Below are 18995 nucleotides of genomic sequence, written 5' to 3' on the forward strand. Positions count from 1 at the left end.
GGCTGCATGTCTTTTTGTGCCACTATTGACGAGATCGGAACGGTCAACAGCTGGCGTCAGGCGGCGCGGCGCGCCATGTCGCATCGTATCCCGCCGGAGAGCATGAACTGGAATCCCGCTGATGGCCTGTTTGATGGCGATGGTTTGCCGCAAAGTGAGGGACCGCATGCGACCCTTGCCTCCAAGGCCTTCCTTGAAACCATGCGCAGCGTGATATGGCATGCCGACGCCGAACGATTTCATCTGCTCTATCAAGCCTTGTGGCGTCTGGTGCAACGCGACGGCGATCCGCTGTCTCCGGTAGATCCCCTCGGTTACCGTCTGATCCGGATGAGCAAGAATGTAAGGCGGGATCTACACAAGATGCATGCATTCCTGCGCTTCCGCGAAATCAGCGCAACAACGCAACGCCGGCGTTTCATCGCCTGGTTCGAACCCGACCACAATATCGTCGAACCAGCCTCAACATTTTTCGTGGCACGCTTCTCCGACATGGACTGGACGATCCTGACCCCAAAACGCAGCGCTGTGTTTGAAAATGGCGTGCTGGAATTTCGGGCCGGTGCCGCAAGACCCAATCTGGCGCCGGATGACAGCGAGGCGCTTTGGAACGCCTATTTCAGCAATATTTTCAATCCAGCCCGAACCAATATACGCGCCATGCTATCGGAAATGCCGAAAAAATACTGGCGTAACATGCCCGAAACGAGCCTGATCCCAGCCATGCTGAAGGACGCGGAGGCGCGCACCACCAAAATGCGCGAGGCGCAGGCCACCCCTCCACGAAAAGGCTCCGAGCTGATCACGCAACGCTATCGCGACCAGTTCCCGGCCGTTGCAGCCACCGCAGACACAATCGACGACCTGAGCCGCGCGATCCGCACTTGTCAGCGCTGCAGCCTTTGCGAACAGGCCAGCCAGGCTGTCTGTGGATCTGGAAGCCAGAACGCCGCAATAATGATTGTTGGCGAGCAACCCGGAGACCATGAGGATTTAAGCGGCCTGCCTTTCGTTGGACCAGCTGGCCAGATCCTGCGTCGGCTGATGCAGCGAGCCGATATAGCTGACAATAGCGTGTTCCTGACCAATGCGGTCAAGCATTTCAAATTCACACCGCGCGGTAAAAGACGCCTCCACCAAACGCCAAATCGCGATGAGATCAATCATTGCCGATGGTGGCTTACCCAGGAAATAGCGCTGGTAAAACCCAGGCTTATTGTGGCACTCGGTGCATCGGCGGCTTTTGCTGTAAGCGGCACCGCGCGCCCGATCTCCCAGCGGCGCGGAACCGTGGAACAGTTGCAGGATGAAACCCGTATCCTTTTCTCATGGCATCCCTCCTATATTCTGCGGTTGCCTGATCCGGTACACCAGCAGCGCGCGGAAGGCCAATTGCTCGACGACCTGGGTCAGGCCAGAGACCTTATCGCAGCATTGGGCAGCGCTGGCTGACGTGCCGCAATTGATCGATGACCACAGGGCCGGCAATCCCATGGCCATCGCAATCAGATCTGCATCCGCATCAATGATTTCAAACAGCCCGAAGCGAAACTGGTAGCCCCAGTTGGACTTTGAACGCGTGAAGGAAAGCGCGTTGAGCATGGGTCTGATCAGTGCCTGTAGTGCCGGCAACCAATTCACATCGCGCCGCCATGGATTAAAGCCGGGTGCCATCTCGACCTGGTAGGGCTGATGATCACGAAGATGGCCGATCGTCGTAAATGCCTGCAGGCTGTCATTGCCACCGAGACTTCGCATTGGTGAATAGGTGAAGACGCGATCACCACAGCGACGCCGGCGTAACGGTGCCGCCTTCCCGTCACCCGGGCTGGTGGGGGCGGCTGGGGTTTCAAGTTGAGTGTGCTGACGAGCTCGACAGACTGCATGTCGGCATCCTCTTCCCCAACTTCTCCGTCTGTCACCCGTGCCCTCGGCGATCATAGCCTGATCGCTGCCAGCAGCGAGCGATGTAAGGGTCCCAAACAAACAACGCAATCCCAACTATCACCTCCCATTCACGTGGATATCTTTCCGAGAAGCCGCATATTTAGAAGCGTCCCCGGGAACAGATTGCCCGCCACCGGGTTATACCCACTCAAAAAACAAGGAGGATTTGAGATGGATCACAGCAAACATATTAGACTAACAGCGCCGGAACTGAATTCGGACACGCTCGATGGCGCCACCGTCTATGGTATCGATGACCACAAGATCGGAACCGTCGACCACCTCCATGGCATGGGGCCCGATGCGCAGGTCATCATTGACGTTGGCGGGTTTCTGGGCATTGGCGCAAAACCGGTCTCGGTTCCACTCAGCGGCTTTGATTTCATGCGCGATGATAACGGCAATGTTCATGCGGTGACGTCCTGGACCAAGGATCAGCTTAAAGAGCTGCCTGAACATCGCGACTAGCTTTCTCCTGCGGCTTGCTGGCGCTGACGCGCCTGCAGCTGTCCGCTGCAGCCTTGTGATGGCCGTTGTGCCCGGCGTGTGTTGGTTGTGTCAAAGGAATGGTGGCAATGCGCCCCGAGTCAGGACCGTCTAAGCCGTTCAGGTGTAACGCAAATCACTGGTGCAGTGCCAACAACCGGCACTGCGCCCAAATAAACCATGAGGATAGTTATGACTGAAATCACCGATGCCAATATCGTCATTCTCGCAACAGATGGATACGAACGCTCGGAGCTTCGTGTCCCCTTGGAAAAACTGCGCGAACGGGGGGCCACGGTCAAGATCGCCTCTCCCAAAAGTGGAACAATCAAAAGTTGGGACGACGGCGACTGGGGTGACAGCGTTGATGTCGACCTCACGCTGCAGGAGATTGCACTCGATGACACCCATGCGCTGGTTCTGCCGGGTGGGCAAATCAACCCCGACAAATTACGCGCCGATGAAGATGCGATAGGCGTGGTACGCGCATTCCTGAAATCGGGTAAAATCGTCGCGGCAATCTGCCATGCACCCTGGTTGCTGATCGAAGCGGACGCCGTCAGGGGCCGCAAGGTAACCTCCTATGGTTCGATCAAAACCGACCTGAAAAACGCCGGCGGCCACTGGGTCGATGAAGCAGTCATTGCCGATCAGGGCATTATAACCTCGCGATCGCCCGATGATCTTGACGCTTTCGTCGACAAGATTGTCGAGGAGATCGCGGAAGGCCGTCATCCCCGTTAAACTGCATTCCCAAATCAGGACCGCCAGTTGCGCTGGCGGTCATTATCTTAAGCCGAAGCCGGGAGGACCGCATGCGAAGCAAACTTTTGTCCAATGACAGCGAGCGCGTCTTCATATTGGTGGTTGAACCAGGCGAGGAAGCTTTCGAGACAATTCGCCATTTTGCCATCAAACATGACATCAACGCCGCATCGGTTTCGGCGATCGGCGCGTTTCAGGAAACAATGCTCGCTTTCTTTGATCTCCAAGCCCGGCGCTACCAGGATATTCCTGTGACCGTGCAAAGCGAGGTCTTAAGCCTGATCGGTGATATCACATTGAACGAACAAGGTGAGCCGCACCCCCATCTTCACGCGGTGCTGGGCTTGTCCGACGGACAGACACGTGGCGGGCATTTCGTCAAAGGCTATGTGAAGCCAACCCTGGAAGTCATTATTCGAGAAACACCCGCATCACTCAAACGCAGCTATAATCCAGATTTTGGCATCGCATTGATTGATATCGATCTTTCAGACAGGACTAACGAGTAGCAGATGGCGCTGGCTAAGCCGGCGGTCTCCGGTGTCCTTTAAGGAAGAACACGTGCTTCACGATACCACAGAACGCAGGCTTTAGCCCGCGCAAGCCTTGTTCGTTCCCGTTAAAACTTCTCCTCGATCATCCTCACTGAGCCGCACCTGCGGGCACGATTGGGGACAACGGATTGGAGTATCGGTCGCCGAGCCCAAGTCTCATCTGCTCAAATGGAGGCAGCGCGTTTCAATCACGCATCAATACCGATGTAGGTCGCAAAATCTGGTTCAGAGAAAGCTGCATTTTCACCGAAAAGATCGAGTTGCGATCAGCTCGTGTGGCTGGGTTGATGATTCATTTTCTGACGGAGTGATTCTGCCGAAGGCCACTGATATCGCATTTGTTCAATCCTATCATTTCCCCACCGGCTCCTGTCACGCTTATTTTCAATTACCGTACCACCGAGCTTTTCATAGAAAACTACAGCATTCGAATTCTCCGCGAATACCAGAAAATAACATGGCAAAAAGCATGGTTCGCCTCTCGCCATCGAAATCTTCAATTGCGTGACGAAGGAGCGCCTTCGCTACGGGGGAGCGTCCCTAATATTTTGGCGAGTCATATAGGTTAAGAAGGTAGGTGCCATGCTCCGTTCAATCACTCAGGCCAGCAAATCGCTTCTCCCAAATTTCCTTCCACCCTATCACGCCTCATCCGGTACTCTTCATCTACGGCGACGATCCGCACACCCTGCCGCTCTATGGCCGGCCTGCGGCCGCCTCTGTTTTTTCTTCGCCCAGGGGCCGGGGAAAATCTCAAGCAGAAAGATCATGAGCATCTACACTAAAAGCGCTCGCTTCGACCAGACCCATTCCCTGACGGGGGCGTAAATGCAGGCGCGGGCACCCTCGATTTTTGCAGACACCGCGCATGCGAGCCGCTCGCAACAGTTCACCCAATTCCCACCCTTGAAATAATACGCGGCCTCAAAAAGGAAGGCTTTGTCACGGACGGAGCAAAACAATCCGCAAGCCGCAGTTTAGACAAGGCCCATTCCACCACGCATCTCATTCGGTTGCGCGATGTTGAAGATGGCAACATCTATAATGTCGGTGACAATCTGTGCGAAATCCTGCTCAAAAATGCCAATGATGGCACCAGTCCCTGTGAGTTGATGGCCGGGCTCTATCGCATTCGTTGCATGAACTCGCTTGTCACTCAAACAGGCACCATCGACGCCATCCGGGTGAGACATTCCCACGACGCCACGCAAAAAAGTCACCGAGGGCAACTATCAGGTGCTCGAAGAGGCGGAGCGGATCCTCCTGGCACCGCAGCAATGGTCACAGCCCTTGCCCACTGCGCCCGCTTGTCCACAATGCGGGCGAAAGGCAGAATCCGATCAAACCGCAGCAATTGCTGCAGCCCGACGCAGCAGCGACCAGGCTATCCGGCTCAATAAGGCCCTCAGGGTGTTGGGTGAAAAAATGGCAAGGAATTCAAACTTGTGCCGAGGCGTTGATGGAAACAATTTCCAGTTCAAGCGCCCCTATCTCAACAACCTCGCCTACCGCCTTACCCATCAGGGCGATTGCAACCGGTGAACCATGCGACAACGTGTCCCGCGATGGATCAGCCTCATCTTCACCGACAATTTTGAAACTCAGCCTGCGACCATCCGAGCGCTGAAAGGTGACCACATGCCCAAAGCCAACAACATCAGAAGATGCGGAGGGCTTAACCAGCTCAGCCGTACGGATGCGCTCACTGTAATAGCGTACATCACGCAGCCAAACCGCTGACTGACGCCGTCTTTCATTGATATCCTCGAGCCGGTTTGCAGCGTCAAGCCTGCTTTGCGCCGATGCAAGCGCTTCGTGCAGCATTTCAAGCCCGCTCTCCGTCACCAGATTGATTCGACCAGAAATCGGTCGCGGCGGCAAAATTGTCTCCGCAGCAGCTTCCGCACTTTCTTCTTTGACAAAAGCGACGCTCAAACTGTCAGGCTCCCTGTCGATGTATTCTTGCAGAGATTAACGCATTAACGATTAAAAAGCTGCAGAAATTGTCACTGGAACATTAGACAGCGGTTTGTTTCTGCCAGCGCTTCGTGGCATTGCTCCGACATTTTGCCGAAAGGGTGCAACAGGCTGAGAAACCCGCACCCTGGAACAAATTGTGAGGCAAGTCCGTTTTCCTTGCAAATCCGGCGTTTTGCAACTGTGGGACCCGAGAGGCCGCAGACAATTATCACTGTCCACCATGATTGAGCAGGAGGATCTTGATGTTTCCATATGTCGATTACATGACCGCGCCATCGTCTGATAAACTCACCCGGGCGCAGCACGACGCCCTGCGGGCCATCGCCTTCTTCCGCCGTCAGAAAAAGATCGGCAGCGACTGGCTCGTTGGTGACAAACGACTGTCCCATCGCGTTATCGGACGGCTCGAACAGCTCGACCTCGTCGAGGAAAGTGTCATTCGAGGCGAGCCCATGCTGCAGCTTACCATTTTTGGTCAAGCAATGAAGGCCAAGCTGCTGCAGTAACCACTTCCCTGATAAGCCGGCCATATCTCGAATCTGTGCTCAAAGCCCTCAAGGCCGTGCCCGCTGTCACGGGCATCGCAGAAGGCGCGTAAGGCCAATGCGGACCCGACGCCGGCATTCTCTGAAACGCCCAAGCCGACAGGTTGACGCAACCCTCCAATCTTCTTCCAACAACCGCTGCGTGGGGCGACGTGGACCGCGCTTTGGGCCGGGTTCCCGAGCGCCTTCGACGGATAGTCCAGACCCGCTCTTTAAATCGCCCCTCTCTGTGTTTATCTGAAGCCATAAGCACATATCCTGATTAGACGGGGAACCACGGCAATGGCACAGCCTTCATGTCCAGACGAAGCTTTGGAAATTGAGATCCTGCCCCCCGAACCGCGCTCGGATGCAGCGGCCATTCTCTGCGATTGTTGCCGGCAGAAAAAGCCTGCTTTCTGTTTTGACGAGGACTGTTGCGGTGTTTGTATCGATTGCCTCGAAAGTTGATAATTTTCTGGCAAACAAACTGTAGCCAGCAATACCGCGTGCTTGGCGGCCTGTCATGCACCCATCAGGCATCATTGCCCACACACCCCAATCAATTTTCCTGCAAGATGTTGAGCTAAACCCGTCCGTCAGCGCGATGATAGTCTGGGGGGCAGATTCAGGTTTGCATGGAAGTGCTTTCTTCCATTTAAATAGCTAGAAAGTCATATTTACATCAATCTCCGTGCCCGTTGACCGACCGATCGACAGGACCTCGATTGGCACCATGGCACCAGTTCCGATATTCGCTATTGTCAGATGGCGGGCAAGGCCGGTCAACACATGGCGCAGGATATGTATGGAAGGGCTTGTTCCCAAGGGTCTCTTGTCAAACTGCAAGCCGGCAGTCTGATCGGCGCGTTGTTTCTTGAGAGCGTGATGCAACCCTTGTCTGGCCTAGCATAACGGAACGAAGCAACTCCCTGAACAAGGGCGACGTCTTTAAGGACGAACCATAGTGTGGCGGGAAACCATGCGCACTCCCTCGTTTTTCCTGCTCGACGCGCATTGCATTTTTGTCCTGCCGCGGTTCCTTTTTTGTATAAGGTCGTGGACATTCGCAGTGCTGCTCGCCACAGTTCTGTCTTTCGCTGCCATACGAATGTTTCCGTATCGCCCGGCAAGTGCTGTGCGGGAATTCAGATCGGCGCTTGCGGTCCTCTGCGCCAGCCCTTTGGCGACAACAGACTGCGTCCTGTTTTGGATTACGGCTTTGAGTATCGCATTGAGGGCAAAAAAGCGCTTCAGTCATTGGAGCGCATTCGCTGTTTGTTGCGGATGTCCGCCGTGTAAAGCTCCACGCTTTTGCAGGTTTTTTTCGGGTGCGCAGAGCTGGCAGGAACAAAAACTATCTTGCGCGGTTGTTTTCTCAGTGATCAGGTGCCTGAGGAGACCGCGGAGCCAGCGACGGTCAAGCTCTTCCCCTGTCGTCTCGTGCCAGCAAGACGCTGTGGGTCAGAATTGAGCAGTCTGGCATCACCGTTCTATAGTGGACGCATCGATGGTGCACTGACAGCTAGATGAGGACAGTCATGGCCCGCGATAAACTCGAAACCTACAAAAAAAAGCGCGACTTTGAAAAGACGCAGGAGCCAAAAGGGGTGAACCGGCCAAAGGCCTCGAAGAAGCTGCGTTTCGTTATTCAGAAACATGCTGCGACGCGACTGCATTACGATCTGCGTCTCGAACTTGACGGTGTCTTCAAATCCTGGGCCGTGACCAGAGGACCCTCTCTTGATCCCGGCGACAAGCGTCTGGCGGTCGAGGTCGAAGACCATCCTCTTGATTACGGGGATTTCGAGGGAACGATCCCCAAAGGCCAATATGGCGGCGGCACAGTGATGCTCTGGGACCGTGGTTACTGGACACCGGAAGGAGAACTGACCGCCAGCGAGGCGCTTGCCAAAGGCGATCTGAAATTTACCCTAGAAGGTAAGCGACTGCATGGCAGCTTTGTGCTGGTGCGCATGAAAGCGGATCGCAACGGCTCCAGACGAACCAACTGGTTGCTGATCAAGCATCAAGACGCGTTTGCCGTATACAGCAACGGTGCTGCCGTTTTGGACGACAATGACACCTCTGTCGCATCCGCTCGTTCCATGCAGATGATAGCAGCCGGCAAAGGCAGAAAGCCGCGCCCCTTCATGATCGAAACTGACGCTATCGCGGCAGACGCCGTTTGGGATAGCAGTCATGGGCTTGCTGCAAAAAAGCGCGAAAAAAACAAAAGGATGTCGGAGACCGTCAAGTCAACGCCCGCCACCATGCCGGACTTCGTCCCACCCCAATTATGTGAAACCCACGACAGGCCGCCGGCTTCGAAAAACTGGATTCACGAAATTAAATTCGACGGCTACCGCATCCAGATGCATGTCAATTCTGGCGCAGTCACATTGAGAACCCGAAAGGGTCTCGACTGGACCGAAAGATTTCCAGCCATTGTAAAAAGCGCGGCAGCACTCCCCGACGGCATCATAGATGGGGAAATCTGCGCGCTGGACGAAAGTGGAGCACCTGATTTTGCAGCATTGCAGGCAGCTTTGTCCGAGGGCAACACCGATGCCCTGGTTTATTTCGCGTTTGATCTGCTTTTTGACGGCATCGAGGACCTGCGGCAACTTGCTCTTACCCACCGCAAGCAACGGCTCGAGCAGATGGTAGAAAGCGTCAGTGAGGATCCGCTGATCCGCTATGTGACACATTTTGAAACAGGCGGGGAAGCGGTTCTGCGTTCCGCCTGTCGGCTTTCGCTGGAAGGCATCGTTTCCAAACAGGCGGACGCCCGCTATGTCTCGGGTCGTTCCGACAGCTGGGTCAAGTCCAAATGCCGTTCAGGCCATGAAGTGGTGATTGGCGGTTATGCCACGACCAATGGCAAATTCCGTTCTTTGCTCGTCGGCGTCAATCGGGGCAGACATTTCGTATATGTTGGTCGTGTCGGTACCGGCTATGGCGCAAAAACCGTTGCGGGCATTCTACCGAAACTTCGTGCGCTTGAGGCCAGGAAATCGCCTTTTACCGGTATCGGTGCGCCCAAGGGAGGCACCGATATCAAATGGCTGAAACCGCAATTGGTCGCAGAGATACAATTCGCCGGGTGGACGGCAGACGGCCTCGTTCGCCAAGCTGCGTTCAAAGGGTTGCGCGAGGACAAGCCAGCGAAAGAGGTGGTTGCCGAAACGCCGGCAGCGCCGAGCGACGTCGATGTCCCTGAAAACGACACCGCAAAGCCTGGAGATATTCTCACCTCTCAAGCAGGCGGCAAACACAATATCATGGGCGTATTGATTTCGAGCCCTGATAAGACACTCTGGCCGGATGCTGGGGATGGAAAGCCAGTCACAAAACTCGATCTCGCCCGCTATTACGAGGCGGTGGGACCGTGGTTGATCAACCATGTCAACGGCCGGCCCTGCTCGGTGGTTCGCGCGCCCGATGGTTTGCAGGGCGAGCAGTTCTTCCAGCGTCATGCGCTCCCAGGCACCTCGAACCTGATCGAACTTGTAGAGGTGTTTGGTGACAGGAAGCCCTATCTCCAGATCGATCGGGTGGAAGGGCTCGCAGCAGTCGCTCAAATGGGTGGCGTCGAACTGCATCCGTGGAATTGTTTACCCTATCAACCAGAAATCCCTGGTCGGCTGGTGTTTGATCTCGATCCTGGCCCTGACGTGGCTTTTTTCAGCGTTATCGAAGCGGCGCTGGAAATGCGCGATCGCCTTGATCAGCTTGGTCTGGTCAGCTTCTGCAAAACCACGGGCGGCAAAGGACTGCATGTGGTCACGCCGCTTGGCGGTGGCAAAGGCAAAAAACTCAACTGGGCAGAAGCCAAAGGTTTCGCACACGATGTTTGCCAACAAATGGCCGGCGACTATCCCGACCGCTACCTGATCAAAATGGCCAAAAGCCAGCGCAAAGGCCGTATTTTCCTGGACTACCTACGCAATGACCGCATGTCGACAGCCGTTGCACCGCTCTCACCCAGAATGCGCGAGGGGGCGACGGTGTCGATGCCGCTCAACTGGACCCAGGTCAGAAAGGGCCTCGACCCCAAGCGATTTACAATCCGGACTGTTCCCGCGCTACTCGGAAAGAAAAAGGTTTGGGAGGACTATTTTGACGAGCAACGATCTTTGCGTGAGGCGATAAAGAAGCTCGAAAAATCGATACGTCCACGAGCTTGAGCATTCGTCAGCACTGTACGCGCGCGCGATGAGAATGGGGTTGCATCCGTAGGGCAATATATGAATCCTTATGCGATATCATATTCTGCAAGTGTTTCCACCACGATTTGTGAAGCTCAGGTGCCCTTCGCCTAGCCTCATCTTTGCCGCCAACCCAAACGCCGGTTCCGCTGATCGACTGTCGAGGAGAAGCTCGTGGTTGTAAGATCAGAATTCTGCAACTCGCCCCGTGCTAGCTGCTGGGGTATCTTCAGCTTGTTTCAAAATCGAAAAGCGATGAATGCCATGGGCTGCAGCTATTATCCGGTTGGTACGTGTGCCACCAACCTCAACTCGTTTGGTCTCTGTTGGTGTACTATAAAAAGCCAGCACCAGTACGCAAACAGCATCGCAACCAACGCCGACTGCGCGCTGGATAGAGAGGGCCCATGTTTTATCGTTTGCAGTCAATCGACCCACGCTGTGATAGGAAGACGTTGCGGCTTTCTATAAATATATGCCCCCAAACTTCTTTGCCGCATGCACTTTCCCAAGGGATAAGCAATGAGACTGATGCTTTCAACCTCTCTATATCATTCACTGGAAATAAGAGTTTTTTGCGAGCAAGCCGGTTGTTCGGCTGAAAGACTTTACTGAAGGGCTCCAGCGCGATGCTCATTTAGCAGAAACGCCAGCAACTATAAAGGAGCTGCATTCGCATCCTCCCGCGTCGGTCTCGTTAACGCCACATCTTGCGCATTCTCGCTCCAACATCCATTCTGACCGATGCCTTGCTGCGCTCCGCTCTTGCGGCTGAGAGCTTTGGCCAACTTGTGATCTCGAACAGCGGCAGCAAGTTTTTGGGGATGAAGCGGGTTCTGGACGCATATACGTGCCGGTCCCCCTGCGTGTTCTGCCCATAGGTGAAGAAGCGTTGTGGTGTGATAAGGCTCAGGCTATCTCGCGCGCGGGTCATCCCCACATAGAGCAGGCGCCGCTCCTCTTCGAGTTCCGCCGTCGTTCCGGCACCGAGATCCGACGGTATACAACCGTCCACCACATTGAGCATGAAAACCGAACGCCATTCCTGGCCCTTGGATGAATGGATAGTTGAAAGGATGAGATAATCTTCGTCCAGCAGCGGTACGCCCGCCTGGTCACTGGTGGCATCGGGCGGATCAAGCGTCAATTCGGTCAGGAACCGCTCACGGTTGGGATAACCGCCAGCAATCTGCTCAAGCTGGAGAAGATCGGCCTTGCGGGTTTCAGCCTCCTCATGAAGACGTTCAAGATGCGGTTCATACCACAGGCGCGCCTGACCGATTTCCCCGGGCCAGCCGCCTTCTGCTTTGCGCAGAGCTGAAAGCATCGCGATAAAGGCAGGCCAGTCGTCGCCAGTCCTGGGTGGTGGTGGAATTTCGGCGAGAGATATCAGGGGTTCAGGGTCTGTGGCAATGGTGTCGAGTATTTTGCCGGCTGTCTGCGGACCAACGCCGGGAAGCATTTGCAAAAGGCGAAAGCCCGCCACACGATCACGAGGATTCTGTGCAAAGCGGAGCGCCGCCAGCAAGTCCTTGACATGAGCACTGTCGAGAAATTTCAATCCACCGAATTTGACGAAGGGGATGTTGCGTCGCGTCAGTTCGATTTCAAGGGCACCACTATGGCTCGATGTCCGAAACAGCACAGCCTGTTGCTTGAGCGTCATACCGATCTCGCGATTGGCCAATACCTGCTCCACAATGTAGTGGGCCTGGTCACTTTCGTCCCGGACGGTCACGAGCAGGGGACGCTGCTCCGAGCAACGGTCCGTCCATAGGTTCTTGGTGAACCGCTCGCGTGCGAGGTCGATCACTCCATTGGCTGCAGCCAGAATGGGTTGTGTGGAGCGGTAATTGCGATCAAGCGTGATGATGTCTGCCGGCTTTGGCGCGAATGCTTCCGGAAAATCAAGGATGTTGCGCACCGTTGCCGCGCGAAATGAATAGATCGATTGCGCGTCATCCCCGACCACAGTCAAGCCCTGCCCATCGGGTTTTAATGACAGAAGAATGGAGGCCTGCAACCGGTTGGTATCCTGATACTCATCGACAAGGACATGGTCAAAACGCCCGCCAATATCCTGCGCGAGTTCGGGATCAGACACCATCTGCGCCCAATAGAGCAGAAGATCGTCATAATCGAGGACGTTCTGCGCCTGTTTCGCGTCGACATAGGCCGCAAATAGCTGTTTGAGTTCCTCTTCCCAGCCGATCGCCCAGGGATAGGCCGATTTGAGGATCTCGCCGATGGAACTTTCGGCATTGACCACCCGTGAATAGATGGCAAGGCAAGTCCCCTTGGTGGGAAAGCGGCTTTCTGTCTTCGACAGGCCCAACTCGTGCCGGATCAGGTTCATCAGATCCGCACTGTCTTCGCGATCATGAATTGTGAAGTCCACATTCAGGCCGATCTGTTCGGCATAGATCCGCAACATCCGCGCCCCGATGCCGTGAAAGGTCCCGGCCCAGTGGAGCGCATCGCGCATGATGGCAGCGTTCTCACCCACAACTTGCCGACAGATCCGCTCTACCCGTCGGCCCATTTCGGAGGCCGCCCGGCGCGAAAAAGTCATCAGCAAGATCCGTCTTGGGTCCGCGCCTTTGACAATGAGATGGGCAACCCGATGCGCCAATGTGTTGGTCTTGCCTGAACCAGCACCGGCAATCACCAATAGCGGACCGCTGACACCAGCGTCCCCCACGCCATATTCCACTGCTTCCCGTTGCCGGTCGTTGAGCTTTTCCAGGTAAGCCGTCATCTGTCCCCGTCATATACAAAAAATTCCTGCCGCTGGGCTTCGCCGATATCCCCTTGAAACCCTTGCAGGATTCAATTGAACACCGCGCAAAAGCTGTGATTTCAATTCAGCAGGCCCGATTGACTCGCAAAGGCAATCGGAACAAATAGGGAACTTATCAGCTTTTACTGAAGCTGCAAACCCCTGCAAGGAACTGTATCGCAATGCCCGAACCCGCCGCCAATCCCGTTATTGCAGAACTGCGGTCGCGCATCGAGCGGCTGGAGGGCGGACATGCGCGACAACGCCACGTTCTGCCTTTCGGTTTGCCGGCGCTCGACAGCAAACTGCCGGGTGGCGGTCTGGCCTTAGCTTGCCTGCATGAAGTGGCTGGCGGTGGCAATGGTGCCGTGGATGGTGCTGCTGCCGCCTTGTTTGCAGCAGGGATTGCCGCACGCACGCAGGGCAAGATCCTCTGGGTGGTCACGCGCCGCGATCTATTCATGCCGGCCATCGCTCAGGCTGGCCTTCATCCCGACCGAATGCTGCATCTGGAGGCGGGGGATGAAAAGTCCCTTCTTGCCTGTTTTGAGGAGGGCTTGCGTCACGGCGGTCTGGGCGCTGTGATTGCCGAAACGGCCCGCCTGTCGATGACAGCATCGCGACGGTTGCAACTTGCCGCCGAAAATGGGGGAACTATCGGCATTGCCTTGCGGCGCTGGCGTCGACAGAGCGAAGCCGGTGATTTTGGTCAGCCCACGGCCAGCGTCACGCGATGGCGCGTGTCTCAAATGCCATCCGCACCCCTTCCCGTTCCAGGACTCGGCCGGGCACGCTGGCTTGTCGAACTCATCCGTTGCCGCGCTGGTGACAGCGCAGATTTTGAAGTGGAGGCCTGTGATGACCAGGGTCGTATCGCTCTTCCTTCCAAGGTGGTCTACCGATCGCCTCAGAAGGAAATCGGACGTCGGATCGCTTGATGACACCGCCCCGCTGGTGCTTGTCGGACACGATAGCCGGCGGCGTGTCATCATGGCACTCGACGACAATGCAGAGGCGCTCGGCCTGCGCCTTGGCATGCCCGTCGCCAAGGCGCAGGCACTGGCGCCTGACCTTCGCCTGATGGATGCCAATCCCGCCGCCGACGCGGCGGGACTGCAGAAACTCGCTCATTGGGCCTTGCAGCGCATCTCTCCGATCGTCATGGCTGATCCACCCGACGGGCTTGTCATTGACACGACCGGTGCAGACCATCTTCACGGTGGTGAAGCCGCGATGCTCGGCGCAATCCTGCAGCGCTTCGCCTCTTCCGGGGTCAAGGCGCGCATAGCGCTCGCTCAAAGCTGGGGGGCAGCCCATGCAGCCGCCCGCTTTGGTGAACACAGCATTGAGATCATACCAGACAACAAAACCGCATCTTTTCTGGCGGCGCTGCCGCTTGCAGCGCTGCGTCTGCAAAAAGACATGATCGTCGAATTGCACCGGTTGGGTTTTGAAACCATCGCCGATGTGATGAACCAGCCCCGCGCACCGCTGACCTTGCGCTTTGGTCCACAGATTGCCCGTCGGCTCGATCAGGCTTTCGGGCGATTACCCGAACCCATCACGCCCTACCGCGTCCCCGAAATTATCGAAGCAAGAAAGGTGTTTGGTGAACCGATCGGTGCGGCAGAAACCATCCGCCGCGCAATCGGCAAACTGGTATCCCAGCTCTGTGCCGAACTTGAAACCAGGGGAATGGGTGCACGGCGGCTTGATCTGCTGATCCATCGCGTCGACAACGCCCGACAGGCACTCCGGGTTGGCGCAGCGCAGCCTATCCGCGACCCCCAACGCCTGTCACGGCTGCTCAATGACAAAATTGCCAGCATCGATCCCGGCTTTGGCATCGAAATCATGGAACTTGCAGCCGTGATTGTCGAACCGTTGCGTGAAAGACAGCCCATGGTCACACTCATCGATGCGGCAAACCCCGATATTTCCGACCTGGTTGATGTGCTGGCCAACCGCATTGGCGAAAGCCGACTGTGTCGCTTTACACCCGTCGAGAGCGACGTCCCCGAACGCTCGGTGGCAATGATCGCAGCACTGTCACCCGAAACCGGCGCCACTTGGAACGGCAAATGGCCTAGACCAACGCGCCTGTTAGCACGCCCCGAACCGATCGAAACCATGGCTCTTCTGCCCGACAATCCGCCGGTCTGGTTTACCTGGCGCGGTGTGAGACGACGGGTGCGACAGGCAGACGGCCCGGAACGCATTCGCGGCGAATGGTGGAAGCGCGATGCCGAAATGGCAACGGTGCGCGATTATTTCCAGGTTGAGGACGATGCCGGTGAACGCTACTGGATTTTCCGTTCCGGCGACGGCGAGCACAGCGAGAGCGGTAGCCAGCGCTGGTTCCTGCATGGGGTCTTTGGATGAGAGAAACAGCCTATGCCGAGCTGCAGGTCACCAGCCATTTTTCCTTTCTGCGCGGCGCCAGCAGTTGTGAGGAACTGTTTGCCGAAGCCGCGCGATTGGGCATTGCCGCGCTCGCAATCGTCGATCGCAATTCGCTGGCAGGTCTTGTGCGGGCGCATCAGGCCGCCCGCGACAGCGGTGTGCGTCTGGTCGTCGGTTGCAGGCTGGACCTTTGCGATGGCATGTCTGTTCTTGCCTATCCCACCGACCGACAAGCCTACGCCCGGCTATGCCGGTTGCTCTCGTTGGGAAAAATGCGCGCCGGCAAGGCAAAATGTCGGCTCGAATGGGACGATCTCGCAAGCTATAGCGAGGGATTGCTCGTGGTGCTGTTGCCCGATGAGGCCAACGCAGTCGTAGCCACCCATCTTCGCAAACTCCATGCCGTATTCGCTGATCGTGCCTATATGGCATTGACATTGCGGCGCAGACCCAATGACCCGCTGCGCCTGTGGCAGCTTTCCCAAATGGCCGCAGCAGCCAAGATCAGCACCGTGGTCACCAATGATGTGCTGTTTCATGAGCCGGCACGCCAGGTTCTGCAGGATGTGGTGACCGCTATCCGCCACAATGTAACGATTGACGAACTCGGACATCGTCGAGAACGTTTCTGCGACCGCTATCTCAAAAAACCGGATGAAATGCATCGGCTGTTTGCCCGCTATCCGGAAGCGCTTTCCAGAACAAACGAGATCGTTGATCGCTGCAGATTTCAGCTCGATGAATTGACCTACCAATATCCCGAGGAAAAGCTCTTCCCTGAACTCTCGACCCAGCAGGCGCTGGAGAAACTGACATGGGCGGGTGCTCTCGAGCACTACCCGGAAGGGCTGCCCGATAAGGTCCGACGCGGGCTTCAGCATGAATTGCAGCTGATCGCCAAGCTCGACTACGCCCCCTATTTTCTCACGGTCAACGCAATCGTGCGCTTTGCCCGCTCAAAAGGTATTCTCTGTCAGGGTCGTGGTTCGGCGGCCAATAGTTCGGTCTGCTACGTTTTGGGCATTACCAGCATTGATCCCGACCGCAATGATTTGTTGTTCGAACGCTTCGTATCGGAAGAACGGCGCGAACCACCCGATATCGATGTCGATTTCGAGCACGAGCGCCGCGAAGAGGTCATCCAGTGGATCTACCAAACCTATGGGCGGGAGCGGGCAGCCTTGTGCGCAACCGTTGTTCGCTATCGTGCCAAAGGCGCCTTGCGCGATGTCGGAAAGGCGCTTGGCTTGCCCGAAGATCTCACCAAAACACTCTCGTCACAGGTTTGGGGCTGGTCGGAAAGCATTGAAGCCAAACATGCCGAAGTGCTCAATCTCAACCTGCAGGATCGTCGTCTGCGTCTGGCGCTCGACCTTGCCCATCAGCTGGTGGGGACACCGCGACATCTGTCCCAGCATCCCGGTGGCTTTGTCCTGACGCGCGACCGCCTTGACGAACTGGTTCCGATCGAACCTGCCGCAATGGCTGATCGGGCGATCATTGAATGGGACAAGGACGACATTGATATATTGAAGTTCATGAAGGTCGACATTCTGGCACTCGGCATGCTGTCCTGCATGCGCCGGGCTTTCGATTTTCTGGCACAGCATAAAGACACCCAGCTTAATCTTGCCTCCATTCCTTCTGAGGATCCGCGGACCTATGCCATGATCAGACGCGCCGATACGCTGGGCACATTTCAGATTGAATCGCGTGCACAGATGGCGATGTTGCCGCGCATGAAACCCCGCACTTTCTATGATCTGGTCATCGAAGTGGCGATCGTCAGGCCAGGACCGATCCAGGGTGAGATGGTCCATCCCTATCTCAAGCGACGCGAAGGCCGCGAGGAGGTCATCTATCCCAGCCGGCAACTGGAAGCCGTGCTCGGCAAGACATTGGGGGTTCCGCTGTTTCAGGAACAGGCGATGCGGGTGGCCATCGAATGCGCCGGCTTTTCTGCTGGCGACGCCGATCAATTGCGCCGTGCAATGGCAACCTTCAAACATACAGGCGGGGTTTCCAAATTCGGTGAAAAGCTGATCGAAGGCATGGTGGCCAATGGCTATCCACGCGAATTTGCAATGCAAACCTTCAAGCAGCTTGAGAGCTTCGGCTCCTACGGCTTTCCGGAAAGCCATGCGGCGAGTTTCGCGCTCATCGCCTATGCCAGCAGCTGGATGAAATGCTGGCATCCCGATGTCTTCTGCGCCGCACTTTTGAACGCCCAACCGATGGGGTTTTACGCCCCGGCGCAGATTGTTCGGGACGCGCAATCCCATAATGTCGAGGTTCGTCCCGTCTGTATCAATGCGTCCCGCTGGGATTGTACCTTAGAGGCGCGCAACCCCGATGACGGCCGGCTGGCCGTTCGGTTGGGCCTGCGCATGGTGAAGGGATTGGGTAATGCCGATGCCGCGCGGCTGATTTCGGCGCGCGGTGATCGACCCTTTGCTTCGGTTGACGATCTCTGGCATCGCGCGGCAGTTGGTGTGGAAACGCTCAATGAACTGGCCAAGGCCGATGCTTTCAAACCCTCGCTCGGCCTGCAAAGACGGGAAGTCTTCTGGGCCATGAAGGCGCTCAGGGATGAGCCATTGCCGTTATTTTCTGCTGTTAGAAACCGGGAGCTGGCAACATCAGGCCAGACATTCCGGCAACAGAACGGGTTCAAAGAACAAATCGAGCCCAAGGTCAAGCTGGCGCCCATGACCGCCGGCAGCGAGGTGGTCGCCGATTACGGCCATACCGGTCTCACCTTGCGCCAGCATCCGTTAAGTTTTCTGCGCTCCGAGCTTGCAGATCGTGGCGTGGTGAGTTGCGCCAGAGCGACCGCCATGGGTGATCGCCACTGGGTCGACATTGCAGGGCTTGTGCTTGTGCGGCAGCGACCGGGATCCGCAAAAGGGGTCATGTTCGTGACGATTGAGGATGAAACCGCTGTTGCCAATCTCGTGATATGGACCAAAACATTCGAAAAGTTCCCTCGAATTATATTGGGGGCAAATATGATGGGTGTGCGTGGCCGCGTGCAACGAGAAGGCGAGGTCGTTCATATCGTCGTCCACCACTTGACCGATCTGTCACACGAACTCGCCAGCATCGGCTCACGTGAGTGTCGGTTTCCCCTCCCCCATGGCAGGGGCGATGAATTTCACCATGGATCCCCGACACCCGATCCGCGCGGCCTGCCCAAGCCACGCGATATGCCGGACCCCTACCTGCATCTTGACGAGATCGCAATGAAGACACGAAATTTCCGCTAGAATATCTGACTGCGAAGATCGCCACAAAAGCCAGGCCTGCGCATAGCGAGACCCGCCCTCGGCCATGATGTTCTCTCACC

General features: G+C 56.3%; 13 protein-coding genes and 1 pseudogene. 11 read left to right on the forward strand and 3 right to left on the reverse strand.

The genetic code is table 11. The features are described from left to right. Window positions 1-6 precede the first annotated feature (6 nt). Window positions 7-1452, forward strand: coding sequence for a UdgX family uracil-DNA binding protein (locus CEV34_RS17190; RefSeq protein WP_094544125.1), 1446 nt, complete (start codon window positions 7-9; stop codon window positions 1450-1452). Between the two features lie 48 nt (window positions 1453-1500). Here the strand turns inward: CEV34_RS17190 and CEV34_RS26780 are convergent. Continuing rightward, window positions 1501-1941: pseudogene (locus CEV34_RS26780) on the reverse strand (EVE domain-containing protein); the annotation flags it as partial. Window positions 1942-2118: 177 nt separating this feature from the next. Here CEV34_RS26780 and CEV34_RS17195 point away from each other — a divergent pair. The 4 genes from CEV34_RS17195 to CEV34_RS27375 all read left to right on the forward strand — a co-directional run bounded on the left by CEV34_RS17195 (window position 2119) and on the right by CEV34_RS27375 (window position 5152). Further along, the gene (locus CEV34_RS17195) at window positions 2119-2415 is read left to right on the forward strand and encodes a PRC-barrel domain-containing protein (protein WP_094544126.1); all 297 of its coding nucleotides are present in this window, start codon (window positions 2119-2121) and stop codon (window positions 2413-2415) included. 210 nt (window positions 2416-2625) lie between these two features. After that, a complete protein-coding gene (locus CEV34_RS17200) occupies window positions 2626-3177 on the forward strand; it encodes a type 1 glutamine amidotransferase domain-containing protein (RefSeq protein WP_064323050.1) in 552 nt (183 codons plus the stop codon). 71 nt (window positions 3178-3248) lie between these two features. Next, a complete protein-coding gene (locus tag CEV34_RS17205; protein ID WP_007881356.1) occupies window positions 3249-3707 on the forward strand; it encodes a PPC domain-containing DNA-binding protein in 459 nt (152 codons plus the stop codon). Between the two features lie 959 nt (window positions 3708-4666). Then, complete coding sequence (locus CEV34_RS27375) at window positions 4667-5152, forward strand: DUF932 domain-containing protein (protein WP_235819103.1); 486 nt, start codon at window positions 4667-4669, stop codon at window positions 5150-5152. A gap of 37 nt (window positions 5153-5189) precedes the next feature. Here CEV34_RS27375 and greA read toward each other — a convergent pair whose 3' ends face one another. Then, on the reverse strand, window positions 5190-5687 hold the full coding sequence (greA, locus tag CEV34_RS17215) for a transcription elongation factor GreA (RefSeq protein ID WP_007881358.1): 498 nt from the start codon (window positions 5685-5687) through the stop codon (window positions 5190-5192). Between the two features lie 287 nt (window positions 5688-5974). On the opposite strand from greA, the gene CEV34_RS17220 reads away from it, so the two are divergent. The 3 genes from CEV34_RS17220 (at window position 5975) to ligD (ending at window position 10446) form a co-directional block, all read left to right on the forward strand. Further along, a complete protein-coding gene (locus tag CEV34_RS17220; protein WP_007881360.1) occupies window positions 5975-6238 on the forward strand; it encodes a hypothetical protein in 264 nt (87 codons plus the stop codon). A 1000-nt stretch (window positions 6239-7238) separates the two neighbouring features. Next, window positions 7239-7730: a hypothetical protein gene (locus tag CEV34_RS27750; RefSeq protein WP_200860693.1), complete on the forward strand. Its 492-nt coding sequence runs from the start codon at window positions 7239-7241 to the stop codon at window positions 7728-7730. A 67-nt stretch (window positions 7731-7797) separates the two neighbouring features. Beyond that, a complete protein-coding gene (gene ligD / locus CEV34_RS17235; protein ID WP_094544128.1) occupies window positions 7798-10446 on the forward strand; it encodes a DNA ligase D in 2649 nt (882 codons plus the stop codon). A 718-nt stretch (window positions 10447-11164) separates the two neighbouring features. Here ligD and CEV34_RS17240 read toward each other — a convergent pair. Further along, window positions 11165-13225, reverse strand: a complete 2061-nt coding sequence (locus CEV34_RS17240; protein WP_094544129.1) for an ATP-dependent helicase — start codon at window positions 13223-13225, stop codon at window positions 11165-11167. Between the two features lie 203 nt (window positions 13226-13428). On the opposite strand from CEV34_RS17240, the gene CEV34_RS17245 reads away from it, so the two are divergent. Genes CEV34_RS17245 through CEV34_RS17255 form a run of 3 tightly spaced genes read left to right on the forward strand, consistent with a single transcriptional unit; the run spans window position 13429 to window position 18915 of the window. Next, window positions 13429-14184 (forward strand): ImuA family protein, encoded by a 756-nt coding sequence (locus CEV34_RS17245; RefSeq protein WP_007881366.1) that lies wholly within the window; start codon window positions 13429-13431, stop codon window positions 14182-14184. Beyond that, a complete protein-coding gene (locus CEV34_RS17250) occupies window positions 14105-15628 on the forward strand; it encodes a Y-family DNA polymerase (protein WP_094544130.1) in 1524 nt (507 codons plus the stop codon). The genes CEV34_RS17245 and CEV34_RS17250 overlap by 80 nt, the downstream gene beginning before the upstream one ends. After that, window positions 15625-18915: an error-prone DNA polymerase gene (locus tag CEV34_RS17255; protein WP_094544131.1), complete on the forward strand. Its 3291-nt coding sequence runs from the start codon at window positions 15625-15627 to the stop codon at window positions 18913-18915. The genes CEV34_RS17250 and CEV34_RS17255 overlap by 4 nt, the downstream gene beginning before the upstream one ends. The last annotated feature ends 80 nt before the right edge of the window (window positions 18916-18995 follow it).

It is taken from the genome of Brucella pseudogrignonensis, assembly GCF_002252525.1.
Lineage (GTDB): Bacteria > Pseudomonadota > Alphaproteobacteria > Rhizobiales > Rhizobiaceae > Brucella > Brucella pseudogrignonensis.